This window comes from Streptomyces sp. NPDC050263 (assembly GCF_040655955.1).
GTDB lineage: Bacteria > Actinomycetota > Actinomycetes > Streptomycetales > Streptomycetaceae > Streptomyces.
In genome coordinates this window covers 143044-156968 of the sequence record NZ_JBFAKW010000005.1, presented here as the reverse complement: position 1 = coordinate 156968, position 13925 = coordinate 143044, and the positions used below count along the sequence as shown (strand labels likewise).

General features: G+C 71.8%; 12 protein-coding genes and 1 pseudogene. 5 read left to right on the top strand and 8 right to left on the bottom strand.

Annotated features, from left to right (window positions below; translation table 11 throughout):
- Positions 1 to 152: 152 nt before the first annotated feature.
- From AB0J04_RS03920 to AB0J04_RS03900, 5 genes and pseudogenes are all read right to left on the bottom strand, one after another.
- Positions 153 to 1595, bottom strand: coding sequence for a SidA/IucD/PvdA family monooxygenase (locus tag AB0J04_RS03920; RefSeq protein WP_363166775.1), 1443 nt, complete (start codon positions 1593 to 1595; stop codon positions 153 to 155).
- Positions 1592 to 2920: an aminotransferase class V-fold PLP-dependent enzyme gene (locus AB0J04_RS03915; protein ID WP_363166780.1), complete on the bottom strand. Its 1329-nt coding sequence runs from the start codon at positions 2918 to 2920 to the stop codon at positions 1592 to 1594. The genes AB0J04_RS03920 and AB0J04_RS03915 overlap by 4 nt, the downstream gene beginning before the upstream one ends.
- Positions 2921 to 3031: 111 nt before the next feature.
- Positions 3032 to 3439, bottom strand: a pseudogene (locus tag AB0J04_RS03910) (aspartate aminotransferase family protein); the annotation flags it as partial.
- Between the two features lie 123 nt (positions 3440 to 3562).
- The gene (gene pepN / locus AB0J04_RS03905) at positions 3563 to 6085 is read right to left on the bottom strand and encodes an aminopeptidase N (protein ID WP_363166774.1); all 2523 of its coding nucleotides are present in this window, start codon (positions 6083 to 6085) and stop codon (positions 3563 to 3565) included.
- A 122-nt stretch (positions 6086 to 6207) separates the two neighbouring features.
- Positions 6208 to 6561, bottom strand: a complete 354-nt coding sequence (locus AB0J04_RS03900) for a chorismate mutase (RefSeq protein ID WP_363166773.1) — start codon at positions 6559 to 6561, stop codon at positions 6208 to 6210.
- Between the two features lie 79 nt (positions 6562 to 6640).
- Here AB0J04_RS03900 and AB0J04_RS03895 point away from each other — a divergent pair, with 79 nt between their 5' ends.
- Positions 6641 to 7525, top strand: coding sequence for a hypothetical protein (locus tag AB0J04_RS03895; RefSeq protein WP_363166772.1), 885 nt, complete (start codon positions 6641 to 6643; stop codon positions 7523 to 7525).
- Between the two features lie 34 nt (positions 7526 to 7559).
- Here AB0J04_RS03895 and AB0J04_RS03890 read toward each other — a convergent pair whose 3' ends face one another.
- Entirely contained in the window at positions 7560 to 8465 is a 906-nt protein-coding gene (locus AB0J04_RS03890) for an SDR family oxidoreductase (RefSeq protein ID WP_363166771.1), read from the bottom strand.
- Position 8466: 1 nt separating this feature from the next.
- Positions 8467 to 9309 carry an SDR family oxidoreductase gene (locus tag AB0J04_RS03885; RefSeq protein ID WP_363166770.1) on the bottom strand — a complete coding sequence of 281 codons (843 nt, stop codon included), beginning with the start codon at positions 9307 to 9309 and terminating at the stop codon, positions 8467 to 8469.
- Between the two features lie 55 nt (positions 9310 to 9364).
- Between AB0J04_RS03885 and AB0J04_RS03880 the strand changes: the two genes are divergently transcribed.
- From AB0J04_RS03880 to AB0J04_RS03865, 4 genes are read left to right on the top strand one after another with little or no spacing between them, the layout of a single operon-like run.
- Entirely contained in the window at positions 9365 to 10138 is a 774-nt protein-coding gene (locus tag AB0J04_RS03880) for an enoyl-CoA hydratase family protein (RefSeq protein ID WP_363166769.1), read from the top strand.
- Positions 10131 to 10967, top strand: a complete 837-nt coding sequence (locus AB0J04_RS03875; RefSeq protein WP_363166768.1) for a CoA-transferase — start codon at positions 10131 to 10133, stop codon at positions 10965 to 10967. The genes AB0J04_RS03880 and AB0J04_RS03875 overlap by 8 nt, the downstream gene beginning before the upstream one ends.
- The gene (locus AB0J04_RS03870; RefSeq protein WP_363166767.1) at positions 10964 to 11695 is read left to right on the top strand and encodes a CoA-transferase; all 732 of its coding nucleotides are present in this window, start codon (positions 10964 to 10966) and stop codon (positions 11693 to 11695) included. The genes AB0J04_RS03875 and AB0J04_RS03870 overlap by 4 nt, the downstream gene beginning before the upstream one ends.
- The gene (locus AB0J04_RS03865; protein WP_363166766.1) at positions 11695 to 12744 is read left to right on the top strand and encodes a nitronate monooxygenase; all 1050 of its coding nucleotides are present in this window, start codon (positions 11695 to 11697) and stop codon (positions 12742 to 12744) included. The genes AB0J04_RS03870 and AB0J04_RS03865 overlap by 1 nt, the downstream gene beginning before the upstream one ends.
- Positions 12745 to 12759: 15 nt before the next feature.
- On the opposite strand, the gene AB0J04_RS03860 is transcribed toward AB0J04_RS03865, so the two are convergent.
- Complete coding sequence (locus AB0J04_RS03860; protein ID WP_363166765.1) at positions 12760 to 13917, bottom strand: acetyl-CoA C-acetyltransferase; 1158 nt, start codon at positions 13915 to 13917, stop codon at positions 12760 to 12762.
- Positions 13918 to 13925 lie beyond the last annotated feature (8 nt).

The window sequence follows — 13925 nt, the reverse complement described above, 5'->3', positions numbered from 1 at the left end:
GTCGCTGAGCTGGTGGATCGGGGCGAAGCCGGAGCTGCCGCTCTCGGCGTGCCGGCCGGAAGTCCTCGTACTGGACGTACTTGGGCTTTCGGCCGGTGCGGCGAGAGTGCGCACCGGACGCCGCGACGGGGCGAACGTTGCCTGCCGCGGCACTAGCGTCGGTCGACGAGGGGGGTGAGGGTGGGTGGGGCTTGTCGGGCGGGTGGGACTCGGGGTTGTTGTTCGAGTCCGAAGGTGGTGAAGGCGGTTCGGGTGGGGAGGGGGTAGGTCTCTTTGTCGGTGAGGGTGTTGAGGATGGTGGCGCTGCGCCAGGCGGCGAGGCCGAGGTCGGGGGCTCCTACGCCGTGGGTGTGGCGTTCGGCGTTCTGGACGTAGATGTTGCAGCCGGTGGCGGTGACGGAGGGGTCGAGGACGAGGCGGAAGTGTTGGTCGACGCGGGGGCGTTCGCTGTTGTCGCGGCGGATGTAGGGGTCGAGGCCGGCGAGGATGCGGTCGAGGGGGCGTTCGCGGTGGCCGGTGGCGAGGACGACGGCGTCGGTGGTGAGGCGGGTGCGGGTGTTCTGCTGGATGTGTTCGAGGTGAAGTTCGATTTTGGTGGTGGCGATGCGGCCTGCGGTGCGGACGCGGACGCCGGGGGTGAGGACGGTGTCGGGCCAGCCGCCGTTCAGGGTGCGGCGGTATAGCTCGTCGTGGATGGCGGCGAGGGTGTCGGCGTCGATGCCTTTGTGGAGTCGCCATTGGGTGGTGACGAGGCGGTCGCGGACGCCTTCGGGGAGGGCGTGGAAGTAGCGGGTGTAGTCGGGGGTGAAGTGTTCGAGGCCGAGTTTGGAGTACTCCATGGGGGCGAACGCGTCGGTGCGGCCGATCCAGTGGAGTTGTTCGCGGCCGGTGGGGCGGTTGCGGAGGAGGTCGAGGAAGACTTCGGCGCCGGATTGTCCTGAGCCGACGACGGTGACGTGGCCGGCGGTGAGGAGGGTGTCGCGGTGGGCGAGGTAGTCGGTGGCGTGGACGACGGGGACGCCGGGGGCGTCGACGAGGGGGCGTAGGGGGTCGGGGACGTAGGGCTCGGTGCCGATGCCGAGGACGATGTTTCTGGTGTGGGTGCGGCCGAGGGCTTCGGCTTCGCCGTCGGCGTCGAGGTGGGTGAAGTCGACTTCGAAGACGTCGTGTTCGGGGTTCCAGCGGACGGCGTCCACCTGGTGGCGGAAGTGGAGTCCGGGGAGGTTGTCGGCGACCCAGCGGCAGTAGGTGTCGTATTCGGCGCGTTGGATGTGGAAGCGCTCGGCGAAGTAGAAGGGGTAGAGGCGTTGGTGGGTCTTGAGGTAGTTGAGGAAGGTCCAGGGGCTGGTGGGGTCGGCGAGGGTGACGAGGTCGGCGAGGAAGGGGACCTGGATGCGGGCGCCGTCGATGAGGAGGCCGGGGTGCCAGTCGAAGCGGGGGCGTTGTTCGTAGAAGACGGCGTCGAGTTCGGCGAGGGGGTGGGCGAGGGCGGCGAGGGAGAGGTTGCTGGGGCCGATGCCGATGCCGACGAGGTCGCGGGGGGTGTCGGTGTCGTGGGGGGTGGTGGGGTGGTCGGGGTGTGGGGGCGTGTTCATGCGGGGGTGTGTCCTTCCACCAGTCGCAGGAGGGCGGTGAGGTCTTCGGGCCGGGTGTGGGGGTTGAGGAGGGTGGTCTTGAGCCAGAGCCGGCCGTCGAGGTGGGCGCGGCCGAGGACGGCGTGGCCGTCGGTGAGGAGGCGGCGGCGTATCTCGGCCACGGTGTCGTCGGTGGCGCCTGCGGGGCGGAAGAGGACGGTGCTGATGGTGGGCGGGGAGTGGAGTTCGAGGCGGGGGTGGTCTCGGATGGTCCGGGCGAACTCCTGGGCTTGTTCGCAGACTTGGTCGATGAGGGCGGCGAGTCCGGTGCGGCCGAGGGTTTTGAGGGTGACGGCGATTTTGAGGGTGTCGGGGCGGCGGGTGGTGCGCAGGGAGCGGCCGAGGAGGTCGGGGAGGCCGGCTTCGGTGTCGTCGTCTGCGTTGAGGTAGTCGGCGTGGTGGTGGAGGGGGTCGAGGTCGTGGGGGTCGCGGACGGCGAGGAGTCCGGCGGCGATGGGCTGCCAGCCGAGTTTGTGCAGGTCGAGGGTGAGGGTGTGGGCGGTGTCGAGGCCGGTGAGTTTGGTGCGGTGCCGGTTGCTGAAGAGCAGGCCGCCTCCGTAGGCGGCGTCGATGTGGAGGCGGGCGTGGTGGGTGGCGCAGACGGCGGCGATCTCGGGGAGGGGGTCGATGAGTCCGGCGTCGGTGGTGCCGGCGGTGGCGGCGACGAGGACGGGGCCGTCGGGGAGGGCGGCGGCGAGGGCGGTGGGGTCGAGGGTGCCGGTGGGGGTGGGGATGACGAGGGGTTCGGGGAGGCCGAGGAGCCAGGCGGCGCGGGGCAGCGAGTGGTGGGCGTTGGCGCCGCAGACGAGCCGTAGATCGCGTCCGTGTGCTTCGCGGGCGAGGAGGAGGGCGAGTTGGTTGGCTTCGGTACCGCCGGTGGTGATGATGGCGTCGCCGATCCGGGCGGGCGTGGACCGACCCGGCGTCCGCCTGCTGGACGCGCTGCCGGTCCGGGGGCTGCCGACCCGGAGTTCGGCGGCCCTCGGACCACCGGACTCCGTGCCGCCGGACTCCGTGCCGCCGGACTCCGTGCCGCCGGACCTCGGGCCGCCGCCCTGGCGGCTGCCGGGCTCCACACCACCGGAACCGAGGCCACCGGGACCAAGGCCGCTCGGCCCGAGGCCGCCAGACCCCGCACTACCGGACCCCTCACGGCGGGAGTGCGGGCTGCGGGAGCCGAGGCCGCCGGACCCCGGACTGCAGGAGCCTGAGCCGCCAGACCCCGGACTGCCGGCCCCCCGACTGCGGGAGCCCAGGCCATCCGAGCCCAGACCTCCGGCGCCCAGGCCGTCGGGCGCATCCTCGTCGGGTGCATTCCCGTCCGGCGCATCCCCGTCCGGCGCATCCCCGTCCGGCGCATCCCCGTCCGGCGCATCCCCGTCGGGTGCTCGCCCGTAGATCTCTGTGGCGAGTACCCGCGTGACCAGTGTCTCGAGTTCGGAGGCGGCTGGGGACTGGTCCCAGGAGTCGAGGGACGGGTTGAGGGTGGAGATGGCGAGGTCGGCTGCGGTGGCGACGGCGAGGGGCGGGCAGTGGAGGTGGGCGGCGCAGTGGGGGTGGGCGGGGTCGGCGGCGCCTTCGGCGAGGGCGTGGACGAGGGTGGCGAGGGCGGTGGGGTCGCCGTGGTCGGGGAATACGTCGCCGGTCGCTTCGCGTAGGCGGGCGGCGACGGCTGCCGGGCCGCCGGCGGGGAGTGGTCCGCCGCGGGCGGTGCGGCCGGTGTCGAGTGCGGCGAGGACGGTGTCGAGCAACGGCCGTAGGGCGCCGGTGCCTTCGGTGCCTGAGGCGAGCGGTGGGGTGCTCATGGGCGGCTCCGGGCGGGCGCGGGGCGGAGGGGGTTTCCAGCTTGTACGCCGTTGTGGAGACACGCCCGAAAACAGCAGCGATCGGTACCCGAAAGGGGGTACCGATCGCTGCTGGTGCGGGGGTTACGCCTGGTGTGCGGGGTCGTGTGCGGAGTCGTGTGCGGAGCGGACTTTCAACACCCGTGCGAGGTCGTCGAGTTGGTCGACGAGTTTGCGGCGCAGGGCCGGGATGGGGTCGACGTCGGCGTCGGCGAGGCATTCCTGGCCGAGGCGGAGGGTGTCGGGGTCGACGGCGTGGGCGGGGAAGGCCCAGCGTCCGGCGGCGTCGGCGATGGCGGGGCCGCGGCGGGCGGCGACGGCGACGGCGTCCTTGTAGAAGCGGGGGACGTATTCGCGTACGAGGTCGGCCTGTTCGGGTTGCCAGAAGCCTTGGGCGGTGGCGGTGAAGAGGTAGTTGGAGAGGTCGTCGTGGTCGAACATGGCGGCCCAGGCGGTGTGCTTGGCGTCCGGGTCGGGGAGGGCGGCGCGGCAGCGGGCGGCGCCTTCGCGGCCGGTGGCGGAGGGGTCGCGGGCGAGTTCGGCCGCGATGGCGGCTTCGTCGGTGGCGCCGAGGACGGCGAGTCGGGCGAGGACGCGCCAGCGCAGGTCGGGGTCGAGTTCGGGTCCGCCGGGGACGGTGCCGTCGGCGAGCCAGGCGGCGATGGTCTCGGGGTGGGCGGCGACGTCGATGTAGTGGCGTACGGCGATGAGGCGCAGGCCGGGGTGGTCGCCGTCCTCGGTGCGGCGGATGAGGTCGCGGCACAGGGCGGTGAGGGTGGCGAGGGCGGCGGGGCGGCGGTCGGGGGTGAGGTAGCGGTCGGCGGCCTGGCCGGAGGCGAAGGCGAGGACGCCTTGGACGAGGGCGAGGTCGGTTTCCTGCGGGAGGTGGGCGCGGGCCGCTTCGAGGTAGGCGGTGGGGGCGAGTTCGCCGTCGCGGACGGCGTCGCGCAGGGCGTTCCAGACGACGGCGCGGGTGAGCGGGTCGGGCAGGCCGGAGAGGTTGGTGCGGATGGTCTCGAAGGATTCGGGGTCGAAGCGGATCTTGGTGTAGGTGAGGTCCTGGTCGTTGAGGAGGAGCAGGGCGGGGCGTTTGCCGATGGGCTGGGGTGTGCTGTGCGGGATGTCGACTTCGAGGCGGCGGCGCAGGGTGAGGTGGCGGGCTTCGTCGGCGAGGTCGAGGTCGTAGAGGCCGACGGCGATGCGGTGGGGGCGGCTGCCGTGGTGTTCGACGGTGAGGGTGCGGTCGCCGTTGACGCCGCTGACGGTGGGGGTGAGGGTGTCGACGCCGGTGGTGCGCAGCCAGGCGTCGGCCCAGGCATGGACGTCGCGGTCGGTGTGGGCGGCGAGGGAGTCGATGAAGTCGGCGAGGGTGGCGTTGGCGAACTTGTGGCGGGTGAAGTGGGTGTTGATGCCGGCGAGGAAGTCGTCCTCGCCGAGCCAGGTGACCAGTTGTCGTAGTGCGGAGGCGCCCTTGGCGTAGGAGATGCCGTCGAAGTTGAGGAGGGCGGCGGCGGTGTCGTCGACGTTCTCGGGGGCGACGGGGTGGGTGGAGGGGCGTTGGTCGGCGTCGTAGCCCCAGGCTTTGCGGACGACTCCGAAGTCGGTCCAGGTGTCGGTGAAGCGGGTGGCTTCGGTGAGGGTCTGGTAGCCCATGTACTCGGCGAAGGACTCGTTGAGCCAGATGTCGTCCCACCACTGGAGGGTGACGAGGTCGCCGAACCACATGTGGGCCATCTCGTGGGCGATGACCATGGCGCGGGTCTGGCGTTCGGTGTCGGTGACGGCGGAGCGGTAGACGAACTCGTCGCGGAAGGTGACGAGGCCGGGGTTCTCCATGGCGCCGGCGTTGAACTCGGGGACGAAGGCCTGGTCGTAGGAGTCGAAGGGGTAGGGCTCGGCGAACTTCTCGTGGTAGCGGTCGTAGCACTGCCGGGTGATGTCGAGGAGTTCGTCGGCGTCGGCGTCGAGGTGGGGGGCGAGGGAGCGGCGGCAGTGGATGCCGAAGGGGAGTCCGCGGTGTTCGGTGCGCACGGAGTGCCAGGGGCCGGCGGCGACGGCGACGAGGTAGGTGGAGATGAGGGGGGTGGGGGCGGCCTGCCAGCGGCCTTCGCCGAGGTGTTCGGTGATGCCGTTGGCGAGGACGGTCCAGGTTTCGGGGGCCTTGACGGTGACCTCGAAGACGGCTTTGAGGTCGGGCTGGTCGAAGGCGGCGAAGACGCGCTGGACGTCGTCCATGAAGAGCTGGGTGTAGAGGTAGGTCTCGTCGTCGGTGGGGTCGGTGAAGCGGTGCATGCCCTCGCCGGTGCGGGAGTAGCGCATGCGGGCCCGGACGCGCAGTTCGTGGTCGCCGGCGGTGAGGTTGTTCAGGGGGAGCCGGTTGTCGTCCAGGGTCGCCGGGTCGAGGGGCTCGCCGTCGAGGGTGACGGAGTGCAGTTCGGCGGGCCTGACCTCGACGAAGGTGTCTCCGCCCGTACGCGCGGCGAACCGGATGACGGTGAGGGACTCGAAGGTCTCGTCGCCGGTCGTCACATCGAGCTCGATGGTGTAGCGGTGAACGTCGAGGAGCTTGGCACGGTTCTGCGCTTCGTCGCGCGTCAGTACGGACATGCACGACATGCTGCCTGATACCGCTGCTCGGGCACAGGGGCGGATCGGTACGCGCGCTATGTCCGTTCCCGTGCCGGAGCGCCGCTGCGGGTCGACCGGTGGGGCGGGGGGTGGCTCGCAGGTCAGCCGGTTGCGGGGGCGGAGCCGTTGACGGTGTCCTCGGCGATGCGCTCGTGGTGGCGGATGACCTCGGCGATGATGAAGTTGAGGAACTTCTCGGCGAAGGCGGGGTCGAGCTTGGCGTTCTCGGCGAGGCTGCGCAGCCGGGCGATCTGGCTGGCCTCGCGGGCCTGGTCGGCGGGCGGCAGCTGGTGGCGGGCCTTGAGGTGGCCGACCTGCTGGGTGGCCTTGAAGCGTTCGGCGAGCATGTGGACGACGGCCGCGTCGATGTTGTCGATGCTGTCGCGCAGCCGGGCGAGCTCCTCGCGGACGGCGGGGTCGACGTCTGCGGGTCCGGGGGTGTTGCTGGTGGTCATGGGCGTTCAGCCTAGTGCGCCGGGTCCTCGTACAGTGGAACCGGGTGTACTGGGTGCACGGCGTCTTGGGGGTGCGGACGTGGCGAACGGCGGTCCGGTCGAGCACGGTTACCCGCACCTGGAGACGGTGCGGGCGGCTGTGACGGCGTTGTACAGGCGGTTGTCGTACGACACGATCCACCAGTTCGCGGCGAGTGTGGCCCCGGCGGACGTGGCGTTCTGCGACACCGACGATCTGCATCTGGGGGCGCAGCGGGTGGCGCGTGAGCTGGTGCGGCACTATCGGCTGCCGGATGCGCGGATGATCGTCGCGTTCCGGGAGATGGAGCATGCGGCGAATGTGGAGCTGACCGCGGGGCCGGAGTACTTCGTGGAGCTGAACGATCGTTTCCGGACGCATCGGCGGGACATCGGCGCGGCGCTGGCGCACGAGATCATGCATGTGTATCTGCATCGGGTGGGGCTGTCGTTCCCGGGCACGCGGGACAACGAGATCCTGACGGACACGGCGACGACGTATCTGGGGGCGGGCTGGCTGCTGCTGGACGCGTACCGGGAGGACGCGGCGTCGTCGCAGAAGCTGGGGTATCTGACGCCGGAGGAGTTCGGGTATGTGCTGGCGAAGCGGGCGTCGGTCTTCGGTGAGGATCCGTCGGTGTGGTTCACCAGTCCGCAGGCGTACACGTCGTATGTGAAGGGGCGGGCGCGGGCCCGGGAGGACGGGGAGCAGCCTCCGTTGACGGGGGCGGGGTGGGCGGGGCGGCGGCGGTATGCGCGGGATCGGCGGCATGCGGCTGCGCCGCAGCAGCCTGGGGTGCCCTATGTCTTCACCCCCGATGGCGGGGGGCGTCTGCGGGTCTCGTTCCCCTGCCCTACCTGTCATCAGCGGGTCCGGGTGCCGGTGCGGGGGCGGGTGCGGGCTCGGTGTGCGTTGTGTCGGACGGTGTTGGAGTGCGATACGTGAGGGTCGCGGCCCCGCGCCTCCAGGGGGTGTCCCGCTACGCTCCGTATACGTGTCCTGGCGTTTCCGCTTGGCCCAGTAGCTTCAGTGCTGTTTCTCCTGCCTCCGACGGGGTCCACCTTGCGCCCTTGTCTGTTGTGGGGCCTGGCCGCCAGCCCTCCATGACCGTGATCCGGCCTGCCTCTGTCTCGAAGATCCTGCCGGTCACGCCCTCGCTCGCCGCTGAGCCGAGCCAGACGACCAGGGGGGAGACGTTCTCGGGGGCCATGGCGTCGAAGCCGGTCTCGGGGGCTGTCATGGTCGCGGCGAAGGTCTGTTCCGTCATGCGGGTGCGGGCGGCCGGGGCGATCGCGTTGACCTGGACTCCGTAGCGGGCGAGTTCCGCGGCCGCGACGAGCGTCAGGCCGACGATCCCGGCCTTCGCGGCGCTGTAGTTGCCCTGGCCGACCGAGCCGAGGAGTCCCGCGCCGCTGCTGGTGTTGACGATGCGGGCGACCGGTGTGCGGCCTGCCTTGGCTTCGGCGCGCCAGTGTGCGGCGGCGTGTCTGAGGGTGAGGAAGTGGCCCTTGAGGTGGACGCGTACGACGGCGTCCCAGTCGTCCTCGGCGAGGTTGACGAGCATGCGGTCGCGCAGGAAGCCGGCGTTGTTGACGAGGGTGTCGAGCCGGCCGTAGGTCTCCAGGGCGGTCGTGACGAGGGACGCGGCGCCCTCGGGCGTGGCGATGTCGCCGCCGTGCGCGACCGCTTCGCCGCCTGCCGCGCGGATCTCCGCCACGACCTGGGCGGCCGGGCTGTCGGGGTCGGGGGTGCCGTCGAGTCCGACGCCGAGGTCGTTGACGACGAGCCGTGCGCCCTCCGCCGCGTACGCGAGGGCGTGCGCGCGTCCGAGGCCGCGGCCCGCGCCGGTGACGACGACGACCCGGCCTGCGCAGATTCCGCTCACTTCACTCCTTCTTGTGGTCGGCGTTCTTGTTGTTGTCGGCGTTCTTGTTGTTGTCGGCGTTCTTGTGGTCGGCGTTCTTGTTGTTGTCGGCGTTCTTGTGGTCGGCGTTCTTGTTGTTGGCGGTCGCGGCGTCGAGGAACGCGGGCCGTTCCCCGCCGCCGTGCACGAGCAGGCTCGCCCCGCTGATGTACGCGGACGCGTCGGAGGCGAGGAAGACGGCTGCCGCGCCCACGTCGGCGGGCTGGGCGAGCCGGCCGAGCGGGACGGTTCGCGCGACGGCCTCGACGCCCTCGGCGCCGCCGTAGTGGAGATGGGCCAGTTCGGTGTGGACCATGCCGACGACGAGCGTGTTGACCCGCACCTCGGGCGCCCACTCGACGGCCATCGAGCGGGCGAGGTTCTCCAGACCGGCCTTGGCGGCTCCGTAGGCCGCCGAGCCGGGTGACGGGCGGCTGCCGCTGACGCTGCCGATCATCACGACCGAGCCCCGGGCCCGTCTGAGGTGCTCGTGGGCGGCGAGGGAGACGGTCAGCGGGGCGAGCAGGTTGAGCTCGATCACGCGCGCGTGGCGCTCGGCGTCGGCCTGGGCGAGCGGCCGGTAGGGAGCGCCGCCCGCGTTGTTGACGAGGACGTCGAGTCGGGGCAGCCCGGCGAAGAACTCCCGTACGGCGTCGCAGTCGCGTACGTCCAGCGCCATGAACCCGGTCCTGGGCAGCGGGACTTCGGGCGGTCGGCGCGCGACGACGATCACCTCCGCGCCGGCGCGCGCGAAGGAGCGCGCGATGCCTGCGCCCACTCCGCGGGTGCCGCCGGTGACGACGGCGACCTTCCCGTCCAGCTCCATTCGCTGCTACCTTTCCACCTAACAAACGTTTGGTGGAAAGGTAGCTGATGCTTCCATGACTGTCTCCACCTCGTCCCCGGAAAAGGGGCCGGAAAAAAATGGAATCGCGGTACTGACGGTCGACTTCCCGCCCGTCAACGCGCTGCCGGTGAGCGGTTGGTTCGCGCTGGCCGACGCCGTGCGCGCGGCCGGCCGCGATCCGGAGACCCGGTGCGTGGTGCTGACCGCCCAGGGGCGGGGGTTCAACGCGGGCGTGGACATCAAGGAGATACAGGCGCGGGGCGCGGGCGCGCTCATCGGGGCCAACCGCGGCTGCTTCGAGGCGTTCGCGGCGGTGTACGAGTGCGAGGTACCGGTGGTCGCGGCCGTGCACGGCTTCTGTCTGGGCGGGGGCATCGGACTCGTCGGAAACGCGGACGTGATCGTGGCCAGCGAGGACGCCGTGTTCGGGCTTCCCGAGCTGGACCGCGGCGCGCTCGGCGCGGCCACGCACCTCTCCCGCCTGGTCCCCCAGCATCTGCTGCGCGCCCTGTACTACACCTCGCGCACCGTCACCGCGGCCGAGCTGCACACGCACGGCTCGGTGTGGCGGGTGGTGCCCCCGGGCGAACTGCACGCGGCCGCCCTGGAGTTGGCCGGCGAGATCGCCGCGAAGGACGGCGAGCTGCTACGGCTGGCCAAGGCGGCCCTCAACGGCATCGACCCGGTCGACGTGCGCCGCAGCTACCGCTTCGAGCAGGGCTTCACCTACGAGGCGAGCGTCGGCGGGGTCGCCGACCGGGTCCGGGACACCTTCGGCAAGGAGAAGGAGGGGCGTGGGCGTGAGTGACAAGACGATGACCGCCGAGGAGGCGGTCTCCCGGCTGGAGAGCGGCATGACCCTCGGCATCGGCGGCTGGGGCTCGCGCCGTAAGCCGATGGCCCTGGTGCGGGCGCTGCTGCGGTCGGAGGTCACCGACCTGACGGTGGTGTCGTACGGCGGCCCGGACGTCGGCATGCTGGCGGCGGCCGGACGGATCCGCAAGCTGGTCGCCGCCTTCGTCACCCTCGACTCGATCCCGCTGGAACCGCACTACCGCGCGGCCCGTGAGCGCGGTGCGTTCGAGCTGATGGAGATCGACGAGGCGATGTTCATGTGGGGGCTTCGGGCGGCCGCGAACCGGCTGCCCTTCCTGCCGGTGCGGGCTGGCCTCGGCTCGGACGTGATGCGGGTCAACCCCGGCCTGCGGACGGTGACTTCGCCGTACGACGACCAGGAGACGTTCGTCGCGATGCCCGCGCTGCGCCTCGACGCGGCGCTGGTGCACGTCAACCGGGCCGACCGGCTGGGCAACGGGCAGTACCTGGGCCCGGACCCGTACTTCGACGACCTGTTCTGCGAGGCGGCGGACACGGCGTACGTGTCGTGCGAACGGGTCGTCGACACGGCCGAGTTGACGAAGGAGGCGGCCCCGCAGTCGCTGCTTCTCAAGCGGCATGTGGTGACGGGTGTCGTCGAGGCCCCGAACGGGGCGCACTTCACGTCCTGCGCGCCCGACTACGGCCGGGACGAGGCGTTCCAGAAGCGGTACGCGACCACGCCCTGGCCAGAGTTCGCGGCCCGGTATCTCGCGGGGGACGAACAGGCCTACCGGTCGGCGGTCGGGGAGGACTCATGACACAGCCCTTGACGGCGATCACGCGCGCGGAGTACTGCGTGATCGCCTGCGCCGAGGCCTGGCGCGGTGCGGGTGAGATCGTGGCCAGCCCGATGGGCCTGATCCCGTCCGTGGGGGCCCGCCTCGCGCGGCTCACCTTCGCGCCGGACCTCCTGCTCACCGACGGCGAGGCGCTGATCGTCCGTCCGGACGGCACTTCCGAGGGCTGGCTGCCCTACCGGCAGCACCTGGCGCTGGTCACCGGCGGGCGGCGGCACGTGATGATGGGCGCGAGCCAGATCGACCGGTACGGCAACCAGAACATCTCCTGCATCGGCGACTGGGCGAGGCCGACGCGGCAGCTGCTCGGGGTGCGCGGAGCACCGGTCAACACCCTCAACAATCCGACGAGTTACTGGATACCGCGGCACTCCCGGCGGGTGTTCGTCGAGAAGGTCGACATGGTGTGCGGGGTGGGCTACGACCGTGCGGCCGGCGCCCGCTTCCACCGCATCCCGCGGGTCGTGTCCGACCTGGGCGTCTTCGACTTCGCCACGCCCGACCGCTCGATGCGGCCGGCCTCGCTGCATCCGGGCGTCACGCCGGAGGAGGTCAGGGAGGCGACCGGCTTCGCGCTGAGGGTCCCGGACGAGGTGCCGGCGACCCGTGAGCCCACCGCCGAGGAGCTGCGGCTGATCCGCGAGGTCCTCGACCCCGCGGGCGCCCGTTCCCGGGAGGTCCCCGCCTGATGGACACGCCACTGACCCGACTGGTCGGGGTCCGCCATCCGATCGTGCAGACCGGGATGGGCTGGGTGGCGGGCCCGCGCCTGGTGTCGGCGACGGCGAACGCGGGGGCGCTGGGCGTCCTGGCCTCCGCCACGATGACCCTCGACCAGCTGCGGTCGGCGGTGCGCGAGGTGAAGTCCCGGACGGGCGCGCCGTTCGGGGTCAACCTGCGGGCCGACGCGGCGGACGCCGGGGACCGGGTGCGGATCATCCTCGACGAGGGGGTGCGGGTCGCGTCCTTCGCCCTCGCGCCCTCCCCGGAGCTGATCGCCGAGCTCAAGGAGGCGGGGGTCGTCGTCATCCCCTCCATCGGGGCCCGCCGGCATGCCGAGAAGGTCGCCGCGTGGGGTGCGGACGCGGTGATCGTGCAGGGCGGCGAGGGCGGCGGCCACACCGGGGAGGTGGCGACGACGGTACTGCTGCCGCAGGTGGTGGACGCCGTGGACATCCCGGTCGTCGCGGCGGGCGGCTTCTTCGACGGACGGGGGCTGGTGGCGGCGCTGGCGTACGGGGCGGCGGGCGTCGCGATGGGCACGCGGTTCCTGCTGACGTCGGACTCGACGGTGCCGGACGCGGTGAAGGCCCGCTATCTGGCGGCGACGGTCCGGGACGTCACGGTCACCCGGGCGGTGGACGGCCTGCCGCACCGCATGCTGCGCACGCCCCTGGTGGCCGACCTGGAGGCCGCCGGCCGCACCAGAACCCTCTTCCGGGCCCTGCGCCACGCGGCCGGCTTCCGCAGGCTGTCCGGCCTCACCTGGCCCCAGCTGGTCCGCGAGGGCCTGGCGCTGCGCCACGGCAAGGAGCTGTCCTGGAGCCAGGTCCTGCTCGCCGCCAACACCCCGATGCTGCTGAGATCGGCGATGGTGGACGGCCGCACGGACCTCGGCGTCATGGCCTCCGGGCAGGTCGCCGGGGTGCTCGACGACCTGCCGTCCTGTGCGGAACTGGTGGAGCGGATCATGAAGGAGGCGGAGCAGGTCAAAGACCGGCTCACCGCCTCTCGATGACCGTCACACCCGCCTTCACAGCCTCTCGATGATCGTCACGTTCGCCTGACCGCCGCCCTCGCACATCGTTTGCAACCCGTACCGGCCGCCCGTGCGCTCCAGTTCGTGCAGCAAGGTCGTCATCAGCTTCGCTCCCGTCGCGCCCAGGGGGTGGCCGAGGGCGATCGCGCCGCCGTTGACGTTGACCTTCTCCGGGTCGGCGCCGGTCTCCTTCAGCCAGGCCAGGACGACGGGCGCGAAGGCCTCGTTGATCTCGACGAGGTCGATGTCGTCCATGGACAGCCCGGTCTTCTTCAGGGCGTGCGCGGTGGCCGGGATCGGGGCCGTCAGCATGCGGATGGGGTCCTCGCCGCGTACGGAGAGGTGGTGCACGCGCGCGCGTGGCGTCAGCCCGTGCTCGCGCACCGCCCGCTCGGAGGCGAGCAGCAGCGCGGCCGCGCCGTCGGAGACCTGCGAGGAGCAGGCGGCGGTGACGGTCCCGCCGTCGATGACGGGCTTCAGCGCGGCCATCTTCTCCAGGGTGGTGTCCCGGCGCGGCCCCTCGTCGGCGGTCACCGGCCCGTAGGCGACGGTCTCCCGCGCGAAGCGGCCCTCGTCGATCGCGCGCACCGCCCGCCGGTGCGAGCGCAGGGCGAACTCCTCCTGGTCCTGCCTGCTGACGCCCCACTTGGCGGCGATCATCTCGGCCCCGGCGAACTGGTTGACGGGCCGGTTCCCGTACCGTGCGCGCCAGCCCTCGCTGCCCGCGAAGGGCCCCTGGGTGAAGCCGAGCGGCTCGGCGGCCTGGCGGGTGGCGTAGGCGATGGGGATCTGCGACATGTTCTGCACGCCGCCCGCGACCACCAGGTCCTGCGTCCCGGACAGCACGCCCTGGGCGGCGAAGTGCACGGCCTGCTGCGAGGAGCCGCACTGCCGGTCCACGGTCACGCCCGGCACCTCCTCGGGCAGCCCGGCGGCCAGCCAGCAGGTGCGCGCGATGTCACCGGCCTGCGGTCCGACCGCGTCGAGGCAACCGAAGACGACGTCCTCGACGGCCGCCGGGTCGATGCCGGAGCGCGCGACCAGTTCCTTGAGGACATGCGCCCCGAGGTCGGCCGGATGCACCTCGGACAGCCCTCCCCCGCGCCGCCCCACGGGCGTACGGACCGCTTCGACGATATAGGCCTCGGCCATGGCGACTC